Below are 14,821 nucleotides of genomic sequence, written 5' to 3' on the forward strand. Positions count from 1 at the left end.
GTAGCTATCGTCTCCTACTTTGCTTTTTTATCATTATTCTCCTTTAACATATAAATATATTGAGAGCACTTTACAGTATTGTGGATATCAGTAATCATATATAGAAGCTTATAAAGCGCCTATTTCATTTAATGAGGTAGGCGTTTTTTTGTGGGCGTCGATTGATATTATTAATATCGTGGTTATATCATCCTAACGTTGAAATCTGCGACCGCGAGCCTCACATCTAGACACTAGACTCGTCGTAAGAGACGAGAGCAAATATGAGAGAAACTAACTTTTCCCGAATCGTCTTCTATATTCCTTTATAGATACATTATTATTAAAGAGGTATTCATGTCTGAGGTGCCAGCGCTATCTATTCAGAACCTATCTAAAACCTATGGCAACGGGTTTTCGGCATTAAAAGATGTCAGCTTGACAGTGCCACAAGGTGGATTTTTTGCGCTCCTTGGGCCAAATGGTGCGGGCAAATCAACGATGATTGGTATCATTAGCTCCCTGTTTAAGCCAACGGCGGGTAGTGTGCATATCTTTGGTACCGACTTGTTGGCTGAACCTTCAAAAGCCAAGCAGTTTTTAGGCGTGGTACCGCAAGAGTTTAACTTTAATCAGTTTGAAAAAGTTGAAGATATTTTGATTACTCAAGCCGGCTATTTTGGTATTGCAGCAAAAGAGTCTAAGCCGCGAGCAGAAAAACTGCTCAAAGCATTAGGCTTATGGGATAAGCGCGATAATAAAGCGCGCGAGCTATCGGGCGGTATGAAGCGCCGATTGATGATTGCGCGCGCCTTGATTCATAAACCAAAGCTATTGATACTCGACGAACCAACGGCTGGGGTCGATATCGAGCTGCGCCGCTCGATGTGGGAATTTATGCAGCAGATTAACGTTGAAGAAAATACCACGATTATTTTGACCACCCATTATTTGGAAGAAGCAGAGCAGCTTTGTAAGCGTATCGCTATTTTGGATCACGGTGAGATTCGTATTAATACAGAAATGAAAGATTTATTAGCGCAGTTATCGGTCGAAACTTTTGTCTTTGATTTGGCGACGCCATTGACCAAGCAAATTGCTTTAACAGGGGTTACTGACACGCTACAGCCTGATGATTTAACGCTTGAAGTGACCCTGACAGAAGGGGAGTCGCTAAACGGTGTCTTTGAGCAGTTGTCTAAGCAAGGCGTTTTGGTCGCCAGTATGCGCAATAAAGCCAACCGTTTAGAAGAGCTGTTTATGCGTCTGGTCGATAAAAGCTTGCATGAACCTTTAAGCTCGTAGCTCATTTTTTCATACTTTTTGAATCTGCAGACATAAATAGACTACTATAAATATAGCAACCATATAGGCAATTTGCGGGCCGTGATAGCGTTTTAATATTAGCCTGCAGACTGCTTAGGAGAGATAACGCATGAACTTCGCACAACGCTGGATTGCTTTTCGCACCCTGCTGATTAAAGAGATTCGCCGCATATTACGCATCTGGCCGCAGACATTATTGCCGCCAGTCATTACGATGAGCCTGTATTTTGTCATCTTTGGTAAAATGATCGGTTCGCGCGTGGGCGAGATGGGCGGTGTGCCATACATGCAGTTTATCGTGCCCGGTTTGATTATGATGGCGATTATCACCAACAGTTACTCAAACGTGGTCTCGAGCTTTTTTAGTGCTAAGTTTCACTCGAGCATTGAGGAGCTGCTGGTATCGCCAATCTCTAAGCACGCTATTTTGACCGGTTATATCAGTGGCGGTATTTTCCGCGGACTGGCGGTTGGGGTCATCGTCTTTATTGTGGCGTTATTTTTTACCAAGCTGGGTATTGAGCACTTATTTATTACCTTATTTACGGTGATTGGCACCTCGGTTTTATTCTCGCTTGGCGGCTTTATCAACGCCGTATTTGCGCGCTCATTTGATGATATTTCTATTATTCCAAGCTTTGTGTTGACGCCGCTGACCTATCTTGGCGGGGTGTTTTATTCGATGGAGAATTTATCACCATTTTGGCAAAATATTTCGCTATTGAACCCAATTGTCTATATGGTGAACTCTTTCCGCTACGGTATCCTTGGCTATTCTGATGTCAATGTGTGGTATTCGATGGCGGCTATCTTTGCCTTTTGCGTCATTTTTTATATCATCTCTTATCGACTATTAAGTGATGGTTCGCGTATTCGTTTATAAGTTAGGGCGAGTTCTATTTATAATATCGTCAGTTTAAAATAAAATCGCTGTCTTCATGATGGCGTGCGACTGGGATACATTTTCCTTGCTTGCTGCTAGCACAGAGGCTGCGGAAAATTCATCCCAGTCGCACTGTATCGATTTTAAATGAACGCTACTATCTCTAGCATTTTAAATATCATCAGTTTTACTATTAGGAATTAGCCATGAGTATTCACGGTATTTTAGGCGAACAAACTACTGATTATCCAACTGAGTATAGTCCTGAGACCCTCTATCCAATAGCGCGCAATCTAGGGCGCGATGTGATTGGCTGGCAAGATGATAAGCTAGCAGTGGGCGTCGATTGGTGGCACGCCTTTGAGCTGTCTTGGTTAAATGCACAAGGTATCTCGCAAGTGGCTATTGCGCGTTTTGGTATCCCGGCAAGCTCGCCGTTTATCGTCGAATCAAAGTCATTAAAACTATATTTAAATAGTATTAACTTTACTGAGTTTGGTAGTTGGGATGAGGTGCAAGCGTTGATTGCTAAAGACTTATCGTCATGCATTCAAGCAGAAGTAACCGTTGAAATATTTAGCCTAAATGATGACTTGGATGATAAAGCAACAGGCTTGTTAATTGCTCAACCTGAAGGCGTTTGTATTGATGAGGCACTTGCCAATAGCAGCGAGAAAGGCGCGCTAACGGAACATCCTGACGCGTCATTGCTAGAGAGCAAGGCAGATGATAATAATTTAGCAAGCAACAATACGGCGGAAGTTGCGCAGCCTTATACTTTTTATTCTAACTTGCTGCGGAGTAATTGTCCGGTGACCAATCAGCCCGATTGGGGGACGTTAGCGGTTTCAATTACCAGTGATAAAGCATTTGATGAAGCAAGTATGTTACGTTATATTTTAAGTTTCCGTCAGCATAATGGCTTTCATGAGCAGTGTGTCGAGCAAATATTTGCTGATTTAAGCAAACATTATGAGCCAAGCGAGCTGATGGTGCGCGCGTGGTATACACGTCGCGGCGGTATCGATATCAATCCTTGCCGCGTCAGTGATATAAAGTTATTACCGCAGCCAAGCCGCTTAATTCGCCAGTAAGGTAATGGTTTTATTTAAATTGATTTTGCAGCGTTTGGTTTAAAAAAGCGCCTATCTGATTCAGATAGGCGCTTTTTTTATTGAGCAAGTTTTAGTAAAAACTATTTGCCGCTTACTTTTGCCATCACTTCTTCGCGGCTCAGCATTTGCTTTTCTGTTTCGCGGCGATTGACGTATTCGTATTTGCCTTCAGCCAAGTTACGGTCTGAAACCACGATACGATGCGGAATACCAATCAATTCAAGGTCGGCAAACTTCACGCCCGGGCGCTCGTTACGGTCATCAAGTAGGACGTTAACACCTTGAGCTTTTAGCTCTTCATACAGCGCGGTCGCCGTCTGCATGACGGTGTCTTCTTTTGACTTCATCGGTATGATAGCGACTTCAAACGGCGCAATTGAATCTTCAATGCTTGGCGTTTGTGGCCACATAATGCCGTTTTCATCGTTGTTCTGCTCGATAGCAGCTGCGATGATACGACTAACGCCAATACCGTAGCAACCCATCATCATGGTCACGGGCTTGCCATCTTCGCCAGAGACAGTCGCATTCATCGCTTGCGAGTATTTATCACCCAACTGGAAGATATGACCGACTTCGATACCGCGTTTGATTTTTAGGCTGCCTTTACCGTCAGGAGAAGGATCACCTTCTTGTACATTGCGCACATCAACGACGCGGGTAATACTGGCGTCACGCGCCCAGTTCATACCGATGGTATGTTTATTAACTTCATTGGCGCCCGAGACAAAATCTGACAAAGACGCTGCCGAGCGATCGACAAATACGGGCATATCCAAATCAACGCCGATATAACCTTTATGCAAACCAGCGGCTTTAAGCTCTTCATCGGAGGCCATCGTTAGCGGTACATTGGCTTCTTCAATTTTCTCCGCTTTAATGGTATTTAGCTGATGGTCACCGCGTAAGACTATCGCGATTAATTGCGGCTCATCATCTTCGGTATGACCATGGACAATTAAGGTTTTTACCGTAGTTTCTAATGGTACGCCTAGATGCTCAGCAACCATTTTACAGCTGGTCATGTCTTCCGTTAAAACATCTTCGCGCTCCATTTTTGGTGGCTGACGCTCAGCGGTGCTGACCGATTCGGCAAGCTCAACGTTGGCTGCATAATCAGAAACGTCAGAGAAAGCGATATCATCTTCACCGCTGTCTGCCAACACATGAAACTCATGCGACGCAAAACCGCCAATAGAACCGGTATCCGCTTGCACGGCACGGAAATCTAAACCCAAACGGGTAAAGATGCGCGTATAAGCGTCGTACATCTTATGGTAAGTCTTTGCCAAAGACGCTTGGTCAGCGTGGAACGAGTAAGCGTCTTTCATGGTGAATTCACGCGCACGCATCACGCCAAAACGTGGACGAATCTCGTCACGGAACTTACCTTGGATTTGGAAAAAGGTAATCGGCAACTGCTTATAACTGCGCAGCTCACCTTGAGCAAGGTTGGTGATGACTTCTTCGTGCGTCGGCCCCAAGACAAAATCGCGGTCATGACGGTCTTTAAAGCGTAGCAGCTCAGGACCATAGTCATTAAAACGCCCGGTCGTTTGCCAAAGCTCGGCAGGCTGGGTCATTGGCATTAGCACTTCTTGAGCGCCGACGTTTTGCATCTCTTCGCGAACGATGCGTTCGACTTTTTGCAACACGCGTAAACCCATCGGCAGCCAGATATACAATCCAGAAGCGATTTTACGAATAAGACCTGCTCTTACCATGAGTTGGCTTGAGGCGATATCAGCGTCGCTGGGCGTTTCTTTTAGCGTGGCAAACAAAAATTGACTGGCTTTCATAAATAAAGCGGAACCTTATCAACGATAAAATAAATAAGAAATAGGAGGATATTTAGCGTATGCTTTGGTGGCCGACGCAAGCTTACCTTTTATCACTTGGTAATAGTCTAGGACCTGCCTAGCTAAAAAGTACTGCAACAAGCAGCACGTTATTAGAAAGTGCGTTTATAAAACGCCTTACAAAAAGGGTGAAACTTTTATTTTTGTATGAATACATCCATATCGACAGCGTCATATTTTTGGCAAAAAAGCCAGAAAAATGGGTGCATGCCAACATTTTGCTTATACAATCTGACTATGTTAGGTAAAGTTCGCCTAAGACGCAATGACTTTTTGTTGTTTCAGCTTAAACAGTGGCTAAACTCAATAACAATGCTAAAAATAAGCGGATTTTTAAACTCAAAATCTGCCAGTTTTTGAGACTCAAAGATAAAATTTTAGTTAGCTGATAAAGCAGCACGATTTATAGATTTTGCACATAAGAGAATAGAGAGATAATTAGTGAAGCAAAAGCTATTTTTTAAAGTGGCATTGAACTCATCAATTATGTAGGAGAATGGTAGTAACTGCTTGAAATGCTTATAAACAAATAGCATTAAAGGTTTGGTATTTAGCAATTTTATGCTGATAAGAATTAATATAAAACCTTGAGGTAGTTTACATGGTCAACCCTGATAACCACTCTTCAGTAGATAAGAATAATGCCAAGCGCCCGCAAGCGAAAAAACCCATCTCGATGTTATCGTGGCTGATATTGCTTATCGGTCTTGCCGCGCTCGCTTTTGCGATTTATAGCCTGCAAAACCTCACCAAGGAAGAACCGATAGAAACCATTACCCGTGAAGGGGTGGTGATGCAAATTCAAAAATTAAATCGTTTGGAGACGGTGGCGTTTAGTGTCGATACCGTTATCACTAGCCAAAAACCAGGCAGCTGGATGAAGCTATGGCAAGATGAGCAAAAGGGTTTGTTTATTGCACGCGGGCGCGTAGAAGCAGGGATTGATTTGAGTGCGTTAACGCCAGAGATGGTACAGGTGGTGCAGCCAGAGATTGATGTTGAACAGCTGCAGGAAGCTGATGCTAATACGCCGGTGTCAATGTTGCCGCAAATCAATATTATCTTGCCGCCGTCAGAAATATTTTCTGTTTATTTAGACGATATTGAAATCTATGATTGGCAAACGGGCGCTTTTGGTATGATGCAGGTCGATCCAAAAATCTTGCAACAAGCGCAAAGTATGGCGAAAAAAGAAGTGCTTGAGCGCGCTTGTCGCGGTGATGTGATGAATTTAGCATTAGAAAATGCGCAAACCCAATTGCAGCAGTTGTTTTCATTGACGGGTGCTGTGGTAACGGTAACCACGCAGGGCGCAGGGGCGTGTCAATTGCCAACGGCTTAATACTTAAAACGGATTAACGAACCACTACGCCAATTAACAGATGTTGCTTGAATTTATTGGCAATAGGGTTACTATATTATATAGCAGGACTTATTTATCATTAACGACAGCCTTATAAATGCTGTCATTGAAATAAGCTTATATGATATAAGAGGTGGCGTATATGACAACTTCCAATAATCAGCCCTCCGTTCATGAGAAACGCGAATTAATCAAGCAGCCTAAAGCAAAAGAATCGCTACCTTTTGCGACGTGGGTGCTGCTCATCATAAGCTTTACTTGTCTTGCGTATGCTATTTATACCATTCAGACACGAATAGTAAAGCCAGCTATCGATATAGATAGTGCAGCACAAAGCAGTTTGGTACAAACTGGCAGTACGCCACAAGAGGTAGCTCAAGTAGAAAACTAGCGCTTTTTACTAAAAATGTCAGCGTTGTTTTTTAAACTCAGCAATCGCCAGTTGTCGTGCTGCCTTATGCTCAACCATCGGCACAGGATAAGCAGTGTCAGCAAACTGACCGCCCTTTGTGAGCGCTTTACGCATTTTATCTTCACTATGCAAAATTCTGCTTGGCACGTCTTTTAATTCTGGCAGCCAAGTCTTAATAAATAATCCATCAGTATCATGGCTCTTAGCTTGGCTAAAAGGGTTCATAATACGGAAGTAAGGTGCGGAATCTGTGCCAGTTGACGCGCTCCATTGCCAGCCGCCATTATTGGATGCAAAATCGCCATCTATCAGCTGCTGCATAAAGTAACGCTCGCCCAAGCGCCAATCCATTAATAAATCTTTGGTCAAAAACATCGCCGTCACCATCCGTAAGCGATTGTGCATAAATCCGGTCGCATTGAGACAGCGCATGGCCGAATCGACCAATGGCACGCCTGTCATGCCTGTGCACCAAGCCTTAAAATTATCCTGATTATATGACCAATGAATTTTATTATCTGTCTCTTCTTTATAAGCTTTATGGCGAATAAGCTCGGGCTTATCATCTAAAACATGACGATAAAAGTCACGCCACGCCAGCTCACTTATCCAGCGATTAATATCGTTGTTATCAGAGCTGCTAAAGTTGTCGCTATCATTACCCTGTAATCTCTCTAATGATTTTGTGGCTTGCAGATAGCACAGTCTTGGGCTTATTGCCCCGATAGTGAGATAGGCTGATAGCTGGCTGGTCGCCTGTAAGCTTGGTACATCGCGGCTGATGTCATAGTTATCAATGTCGTCAGCGATGAAATCCTTTAAACGCTTGCAAGCAGCATCTTCACCCGCTGGATAAGCTATCCTAGCGTGCTCAAGCTGAGCGCCAAAATCAATGTGCTGATACTCTGCAGCAGTCTCTAACTGTTTCTGATAATCTTCGACGGCTTTTTTACTGAGTTGTTCTATGTCTTTAACAGTATGAGCGCTATCTTTTGCAGTTTTTAGGGTGGTTTTTGACTGGCTGCTTTTTGACTGATAGTTTACCGCCATGGCTTGGTGTATTTGTAAATTGCTAACGTCCAAGGTATGCCGCCATTTGTTATAAAATGGGGTAAAGACCTGATACATGCTATCGTCATTGGTGGTAATGGTTTTTGGTGGCAAGATACATTGGTCGTGCCAGCGGATAAATTTGATATCTGATTTGGCAAGTTGTTTGGTTAGTTCTTGGTCGCGGTCAATCTCATTACCTTCGTACTCATGATTTGCCATGACAACATCGATATCATTTACCTCACACAACATGGTTAGCGACTCTATACAATCAGAAAAGCTGGCACAGAGCTGTATGGTTAAGTTGATATTTAAGCGTTTTTGCAAAGAGGTTGCTAAGAGTGGCAAGGTACGGGCGATATGATCGAGCTGGGTGAGTGACATATCATGTGCATGCCATTGTTCAGGCGTCATAAAAAAAATAGCGCTGACTCGCGCATTATCCGCATTTGCACGTTCACAAAGCGCTGCCAATGCCGTATTGTCATGAACTCGCAGGTCACGACGAAACCATATTAAATAATGTGCGGGGTTTGCACTCGTCGTATTATTGCTAGCAATGTGCTGAGACGTTGCCGCCACCGTTTTAGACATTCCACCTTTCCTATATTAATCAATCGCAATCATAAACAAAACTGTGAATAAAAGTATGCTAGGATAAGTTTTTGGATGCAATGGATATGCCATTCAATTAACAAATCATCATATTTGCTTTTTAGCGTTGGCAATCAATATTTATCGTCATCTATGTATTCGAGCCAATCTATCAACGTTATATTTAGTGTCATGTCTATTTTATGTTATATCTAAGGTCACATTATGCAGGTGAAGTTTTGTGGTTTTACCCAGCCTAGTGATATTAAAATGGCTGCTCAGTTGGGTGTCGATGCCGTCGGCTTGGTGTTTTATCCACCAAGTCCGCGCGCTGTTACTATTGAGCAGGCGCAATTGCTAAGTGCTTCTTTGCCCGCTTTTATAAGTGTCGTGGCCTTGGTGGTCAATATGCCGCGAGCAGAACTTATTGAACTGGCAAACCATGTCCCTTTTGATATCATTCAATTTCACGGTGATGAAACGCCCGAACAGTGTCAGCAGCTGGCAAGCGCGGTCAATAAACGCTGGATAAAAGCCTTACGTATTAATACCGAGCAGCACACCACTGCTGGCGTAAGCGCTCAAATTGATGAGTTTGCTGTTGCTGGCGCGAACAGTATTTTGCTCGATGCTTACCATCCTCATAAGTATGGCGGCACAGGTGCACGTTTTGACTGGAGTTTGCTACCGCAAGACAGCTCGCTGCCTATTATTTTAGCGGGCGGGCTTGATGCCGACAATGTCGCTGCTACTTTAGAGCTGCCGATTTATGCCGTCGATGTCAGTGGCGGTATTGAGTCGGGCAAAGGTAAAAAAGACGCTGCCAAAATGCGTGCCTTTATGAAAGCAGTTAAACGCGACCGATGGCAAAACGAGACGCCGAGCGAACCTTCGAATAACAGTAATTAGCCTTTTAACGGTGGATTTATATTTATTAAATAGCTCATTACCTAAAATCTTTCCCTTTATTTATTCTAAAAAATACCACTTATTATAGTAGGAATTATCATGAGTCATGTCGCAAGCAAAGATGTATCTGCTACTGCTAAAGCCATCAATACCTTTACCAATCCAGAAAACGTGCAAGACTTTAACCAATATCCTGATGCACGCGGACATTTCGGCGTTCATGGCGGTCGTTTTGTTTCTGAAACCCTGATGGCAGCACTCGAAGAGCTTGAAACCTTATACACCAAAGTCAAAGCCGATCCGGCGTTTTGGGAAGAGTATCATAACGATTTGGTCAATTATGTCGGTCGTCCAACCCCGCTTTATCATGCCAAGCGCTTGAGTAATGAGATTGGTGGCGCGCAGATTTATTTTAAACGCGAAGACTTAAATCATACGGGCGCGCATAAGGTAAATAACACCATCGGGCAGGCGCTACTTGCCAAAATGTGCGGTAAAAAGCGTATCATCGCCGAAACTGGGGCGGGACAACATGGCGTTGCGACGGCAACGATTGCTGCGCGCCTAGGGTTAGAGTGTATCGTTTATATGGGTGCCGATGATGTCGAGCGCCAAAAGATGAACGTCTATCGTATGCGTTTGCTTGGTGCGACAGTGGTGCCAGTGACTTCAGGTTCGCGGACGCTGAAAGACGCCATGAACGAGGCCATGCGCGACTGGGTGACCAACGTTGATACGACTTATTATATCATTGGCACGGTTGCAGGGCCGCACCCTTATCCGCTACTGGTACGTGATTTCCAAGCGATTATCGGTAAAGAAGCGCGTATTCAACATTTAGAAAAAACCGGTAAATTGCCTGATGCGTTGGTTGCCTGTGTTGGTGGTGGCTCAAACGCGATTGGTCTATTCTTTGATTTCCTAAACGATACTGAAGTTAAAATGTATGGTGTCGAAGCGACAGGTGACGGCATTGAGACCGGTCGTCATTCAGCGCCATTGGCCGCTGGTCGTATCGGCGTATTGCATGGCAATCGTACTTATCTAATGGCAGATGATGAAGGCCAAATCCAAGAGACGCATTCTATCTCAGCGGGACTTGATTATCCGGGCGTTGGCCCTGAGCACAGCTTCTTAAAAGACATGAAACGCGTCGAATATGTTGGCTGTACCGATAAAGAGTCATTGGAGGGTTTTCATGAAGTGACGCGTAAAGAAGGGATTATCCCTGCGCTTGAATCTGCTCATGCGGTCGCCTATGCGCTGAAGCTGGCTAAAACCATGACGCCTGAGCAAAGCATTATCGTTAATATGTCAGGTCGCGGTGATAAGGATTTGCATTCGGTAATGAAAGCGGAAGGTATTGAGTTGTAGCCACGTATTGTACTGCACCCTATAAATCCACTTTTATAAAATAAATTGATTGGCTCTTTTTAATATATATAGAGCCAATATAGCCAGTTTGAATTAATTGTAGAGAACACTATGACCCGAATTGAAAGCACCTTTGAAACCTTAAAAGCCCAAAATAAAAAATCCCTGATTCCTTATGTAATGGCAGGCGATCCAACCCCTGCTAACTTTGTTGGCTTACTACATGACTTGGTTAAGCACGGCGCAGATATGATTGAAGTCGGCTTGCCGTTTTCTGATCCAATGGCCGATGGCCCAACTGTTGCATCAGCTGGTGAGCGTGCGTTAGCAGCCGGTACTAGTACGCGTGATGCACTAAACATGGTGGCAGAATTCCGCAAACAAGATACGCAGACGCCGATTATCTTAATGGGTTATCTGAATCCCGTGGAAATCATCGGTTATGACAATTTTGTCGCTTTATGCGAGCAATCAGGCGTCGATGGGATTTTGATGGTTGATTTGCCACCAGCCGAGGCGGGGATTTTTACCCAGCATTTGACTGAACATGCGATGAACGAGATTTTCCTATTGTCACCAACCACTTTACCTGAGCGCCGCGAGCAAGTTCTGACCCATTGCGGTGGTTATATTTACTATGTGTCATTAAAAGGCGTGACCGGTTCGGCGACGCTCGATACCGATGATGTGGCTACCCAAGTGCAAGCGATTAAAGCCGAGACCGATTTGCCAGTATGTGTGGGCTTTGGTATTCGTGATGCGGCCTCTGCCAAAGCGATCGGTCAGCACGCCGATGGTATTATCGTCGGTAGTGCGCTGGTGCAAAACTTTGCTGATATCGATGCTAAAGATGCGACTGCGGTCGCAGCTGCTCAGCAAAAAATTATGGCAAAAATGGACGAGTTACGCGGCGCACTTGATAGTTTAACCGCCTAATATTATATCGAGTTTATTGGTATCTAAATTTGAAAGGCTTAGAAGGTCAGCGCAATTTTTATAACAATGTTTATAAAGACACAGGCAAATGACTTTGCTAAAGTTAGTTTACGTGTGTAAACTAACATCACATATAAATTGTTACAGTTGCGCATAAGCGTGCTTTATAACTGCTGATGTTTAAGGCTATATGACTTTTAAATTGATTCTTATAAACGGACTTCTTAGGGACAAGAGACTAAGCCAATTAAACCGACTTGGCCAACTTGTCGATAAGCCTTTGATAATGGCGAACATTATGACTGATACGATAACAAAACCTGATATGACCACTGCAAATAATACTGAAACAAGCACGACTGAAAAAAATGGCAGTTCCGCTGGGCAATCATGGTTTGAGCGCCCGATACCGGGCATTAAACAGCAACTGACCGCACCTTTGACGGCTGTCGAAACTGAACCGTCAACCAAGTGTAGCAGCTGTCATTCGATGATTACCAATACGGCGCTGATTTTCAATTGCTATGTCTGCCCGCATTGTGACCATCATTTACCGATGAGTGCTCGTGAACGCTTAAACTGGCTACTCGACCAAGTAGAGGGTGAGCTAGGACAGCAATTCACTGCCAAAGACCCATTGAGCTTTGTGGATAGTAAGCCGTATCCGCAGCGCATGAGCGAAGCACAAGACAAAACCGGTGAGTCTGAAGCAATGATTGTGATGTATGGTAAATTGCGCAATCTTGATATCGTGACGTGTGCCTTTGACTTCCGTTTTATGGGTGGCTCTATGGGCTCCGTGGTCGGCGACCGTTTTGTAGAAGCGGCTGAAAAAGCCCTTAAAGATAAAGTACCCTTAGTCTGCTTTGCTGCTTCTGGCGGTGCGCGTATGCAAGAGGGTCTGCTATCTTTGATGCAAATGGCTCGTACGGCAGCGGCGATTGAACGCTTACGAATTGCTGGTGTGCCATATATTGTAGTATTGACCAATCCTGTTTATGGCGGGGTGACGGCATCGCTTGCTATGCTTGGCGATATCCATTTGGCAGAACCAAAGGCCATGATTGGCTTTGCTGGTAAGCGCGTGATTGAACAGACAGTACGTGAGACGCTAGAAGAGCCATTCCAGCGTGCCGAGTTCTTATTAGAGCATGGCGTGGTCGATGAAGTGGTGCACCGTCATCAATTGATTGATACCATTTACCGTCTGCTGGCAAAACTATGCCGCGTGCCTAATGTTGATGCTTAACATGTGCTGAGCTGGTTTAGTAAACAGGCAATCGAGGTCGTTATGACTTAATAGCATTTATCGTCAATCACGGTAAATGCTATTTTTGCTTTTTGGCTAGGTAGTTATATACTGTCTCTATTTCCTAATTAAGCATTTTCACATTCTCTATTTTCCCGAAAAATTTCATATAGGTTCTGCCCATGTCTGACTCTTCACTTTCTACCTCTAACACTCCTACTGAGCACTCGAGTTTGACCGAATGGCTTGATTATATGCAGCAGATTCATGTCTCGGCGATAGATATGGGATTGTCGCGAGTATTGCCGGTTGCTGAGGCGTTAGGCGTGGTACAGTCAGCCAAAGACGATGCTTATGTATTTACCGTAGCGGGCACCAACGGTAAAGGCTCAACGACTGCGGTCATCGCGCAAATGTGTCAAGCGGCAGGGTATAAGACAGCACTGTATCAATCACCGCATCTAAGTGTATTTAACGAGCGCGTGCGTATCAATGGCGATATGGTCAGTGATGAGACCTTAATTGATGCCTTTAGCAAGGTAGAGGCTGCGCGGTTGCGATGCGCTTTAACCTTGTCATTTTTTGAGATGACAACGCTTGCAGCATTATTAATCTTTGCCGAAGCAGACTGCGATGTCTGGGTATTAGAAGTTGGGCTCGGCGGTCGCCTTGATGTGGTCAATATTATCGATCCTGATATGGCGGTGATTACCAACATTGCCATCGATCATGTCGATTGGCTAGGGGATAATGTCGAAGATATTGGCCGTGAAAAAGCAGGTATTTTACGTGATGGCATTACTCTAGTTTATGGTGCTACTGCGATGCCTGCTAGTGTGCAGCAAGCAATTGATACGCATCAGGCAACTTGTTATCAAGCTGGGCAAGACTTTGATTATCGTGAAGTGGATACCGACGTTTGGCAATACAGTAATGCCGCTGTCACCATGCAACTACCACGTCCAGCACTGTCATTGACCAATACGGCCAATGCCTTATCAGCGGTGCTGGCAAGCCCATTAAATATTGATAAAAAGGCTATCGAACAGGCATTGCAGACGGTCAAGCTCGCTGGTCGTTTTGATTATCGTGAGACGCATAACCGTTATTGGTTGTTTGATGTGGCGCATAACGAGCAAGGCGTTGAGTTTTTATTGGCGCAATTATTACCGCTTTGGCAGCAGCATTTAGCCACGCAAAATAGCGCTGATGCTCTCAATCAAAGCAGTAGCAGCCAAGAGAATCAAGCCAACCGTAAACCTGCCAGCATTAAAATGCTGTTTTCTATGTTGGGCGATAAGGATATCAATAAAGTCGTGCAACGTTTGACCGAAGCGGGCTTGCCTATTAGCGATTGGTTTATCGCTGAGATTGATTATCCACGGGCGGCGAGCACTGAGCAGCTGCAAAGTATCTTAGCAAGCTATGTCGATAATGCGCAAATACATGAGTTTAAACGTTTATCAGAAGCCACCGATGCCGTTATAAAGGGTAGTCAAGCGCAAGATTTAATCGTGGTATGTGGCTCGTTCCATACGATTGGCGAAACGCTAGCGGCACTTGCGGTTGATAATTTAAGTTAAAATCGTATTTATATAATGTTAATCTTAGCAGTAGCATGATGGCAGACAGTATGAAAAATATGCTTTATAATCAAATTGATTTAGCATCCTGCTATACAATGCTATGAGAGAGATGCTCGGCATAACCTTTATAAATGGATGGACGTAACCGGCGGCAATGGCAACTATTTAACTATCAAGGCTGTT

12 protein-coding genes are annotated in these 14,821 nt (G+C 44.2%); 10 read left to right on the forward strand and 2 right to left on the reverse strand.

Going from position 1 to position 14,821, the window contains the following annotated elements; translation table 11 throughout:
* The first annotated feature begins 336 nt into the window (after nt 1-336).
* The 3 genes from B3R91_RS07900 to queF all read left to right on the forward strand — a co-directional run bounded on the left by B3R91_RS07900 (nt 337) and on the right by queF (nt 3,282).
* Nucleotides 337-1,284, forward strand: coding sequence for an ABC transporter ATP-binding protein (locus B3R91_RS07900; RefSeq protein ID WP_068408527.1), 948 nt, complete (start codon nt 337-339; stop codon nt 1,282-1,284).
* A gap of 130 nt (nt 1,285-1,414) precedes the next feature.
* Entirely contained in the window at nt 1,415-2,188 is a 774-nt protein-coding gene (locus B3R91_RS07905) for an ABC transporter permease (RefSeq protein WP_068408525.1), read from the forward strand.
* Between the two features lie 206 nt (nt 2,189-2,394).
* Nucleotides 2,395-3,282, forward strand: a complete 888-nt coding sequence (gene queF / locus B3R91_RS07910; protein ID WP_286797119.1) for an NADPH-dependent 7-cyano-7-deazaguanine reductase QueF — start codon at nt 2,395-2,397, stop codon at nt 3,280-3,282.
* Between the two features lie 101 nt (nt 3,283-3,383).
* On the opposite strand, the gene B3R91_RS07915 is transcribed toward queF, so the two are convergent.
* Nucleotides 3,384-5,102 carry a proline--tRNA ligase gene (locus B3R91_RS07915; RefSeq protein ID WP_286797120.1) on the reverse strand — a complete coding sequence of 573 codons (1,719 nt, stop codon included), beginning with the start codon at nt 5,100-5,102 and terminating at the stop codon, nt 3,384-3,386.
* Between the two features lie 661 nt (nt 5,103-5,763).
* Between B3R91_RS07915 and B3R91_RS07920 the strand changes: the two genes are divergently transcribed.
* Complete coding sequence (locus B3R91_RS07920; RefSeq protein WP_286797121.1) at nt 5,764-6,504, forward strand: DUF4230 domain-containing protein; 741 nt, start codon at nt 5,764-5,766, stop codon at nt 6,502-6,504.
* Between the two features lie 163 nt (nt 6,505-6,667).
* A complete protein-coding gene (locus tag B3R91_RS07925; protein ID WP_068408519.1) occupies nt 6,668-6,916 on the forward strand; it encodes a hypothetical protein in 249 nt (82 codons plus the stop codon).
* Nucleotides 6,917-6,934: 18 nt separating this feature from the next.
* Here B3R91_RS07925 and B3R91_RS07930 read toward each other — a convergent pair whose 3' ends face one another.
* Nucleotides 6,935-8,584 (reverse strand): cryptochrome/photolyase family protein, encoded by a 1,650-nt coding sequence (locus B3R91_RS07930; protein ID WP_286797122.1) that lies wholly within the window; start codon nt 8,582-8,584, stop codon nt 6,935-6,937.
* 225 nt (nt 8,585-8,809) lie between these two features.
* On the opposite strand from B3R91_RS07930, the gene B3R91_RS07935 reads away from it, so the two are divergent.
* The 5 genes from B3R91_RS07935 (at nt 8,810) to B3R91_RS07955 (ending at nt 14,635) form a co-directional block, all read left to right on the forward strand.
* A complete protein-coding gene (locus B3R91_RS07935; RefSeq protein ID WP_190295464.1) occupies nt 8,810-9,493 on the forward strand; it encodes a phosphoribosylanthranilate isomerase in 684 nt (227 codons plus the stop codon).
* Between the two features lie 99 nt (nt 9,494-9,592).
* The gene (gene trpB, locus B3R91_RS07940) at nt 9,593-10,867 is read left to right on the forward strand and encodes a tryptophan synthase subunit beta (protein ID WP_286797123.1); all 1,275 of its coding nucleotides are present in this window, start codon (nt 9,593-9,595) and stop codon (nt 10,865-10,867) included.
* 111 nt (nt 10,868-10,978) lie between these two features.
* Nucleotides 10,979-11,803, forward strand: coding sequence for a tryptophan synthase subunit alpha (gene trpA / locus B3R91_RS07945; RefSeq protein ID WP_286797124.1), 825 nt, complete (start codon nt 10,979-10,981; stop codon nt 11,801-11,803).
* A gap of 286 nt (nt 11,804-12,089) precedes the next feature.
* Nucleotides 12,090-13,052 carry an acetyl-CoA carboxylase, carboxyltransferase subunit beta gene (gene accD / locus B3R91_RS07950; protein WP_286797125.1) on the forward strand — a complete coding sequence of 321 codons (963 nt, stop codon included), beginning with the start codon at nt 12,090-12,092 and terminating at the stop codon, nt 13,050-13,052.
* A gap of 182 nt (nt 13,053-13,234) precedes the next feature.
* The gene (locus B3R91_RS07955; RefSeq protein WP_286797126.1) at nt 13,235-14,635 is read left to right on the forward strand and encodes a bifunctional folylpolyglutamate synthase/dihydrofolate synthase; all 1,401 of its coding nucleotides are present in this window, start codon (nt 13,235-13,237) and stop codon (nt 14,633-14,635) included.
* Nucleotides 14,636-14,821 lie beyond the last annotated feature (186 nt).

The organism is Psychrobacter sp. UBA6291, from assembly GCF_002439405.1.
Taxonomy (GTDB): Bacteria; Pseudomonadota; Gammaproteobacteria; order Pseudomonadales; family Moraxellaceae; genus Psychrobacter; species Psychrobacter faecalis.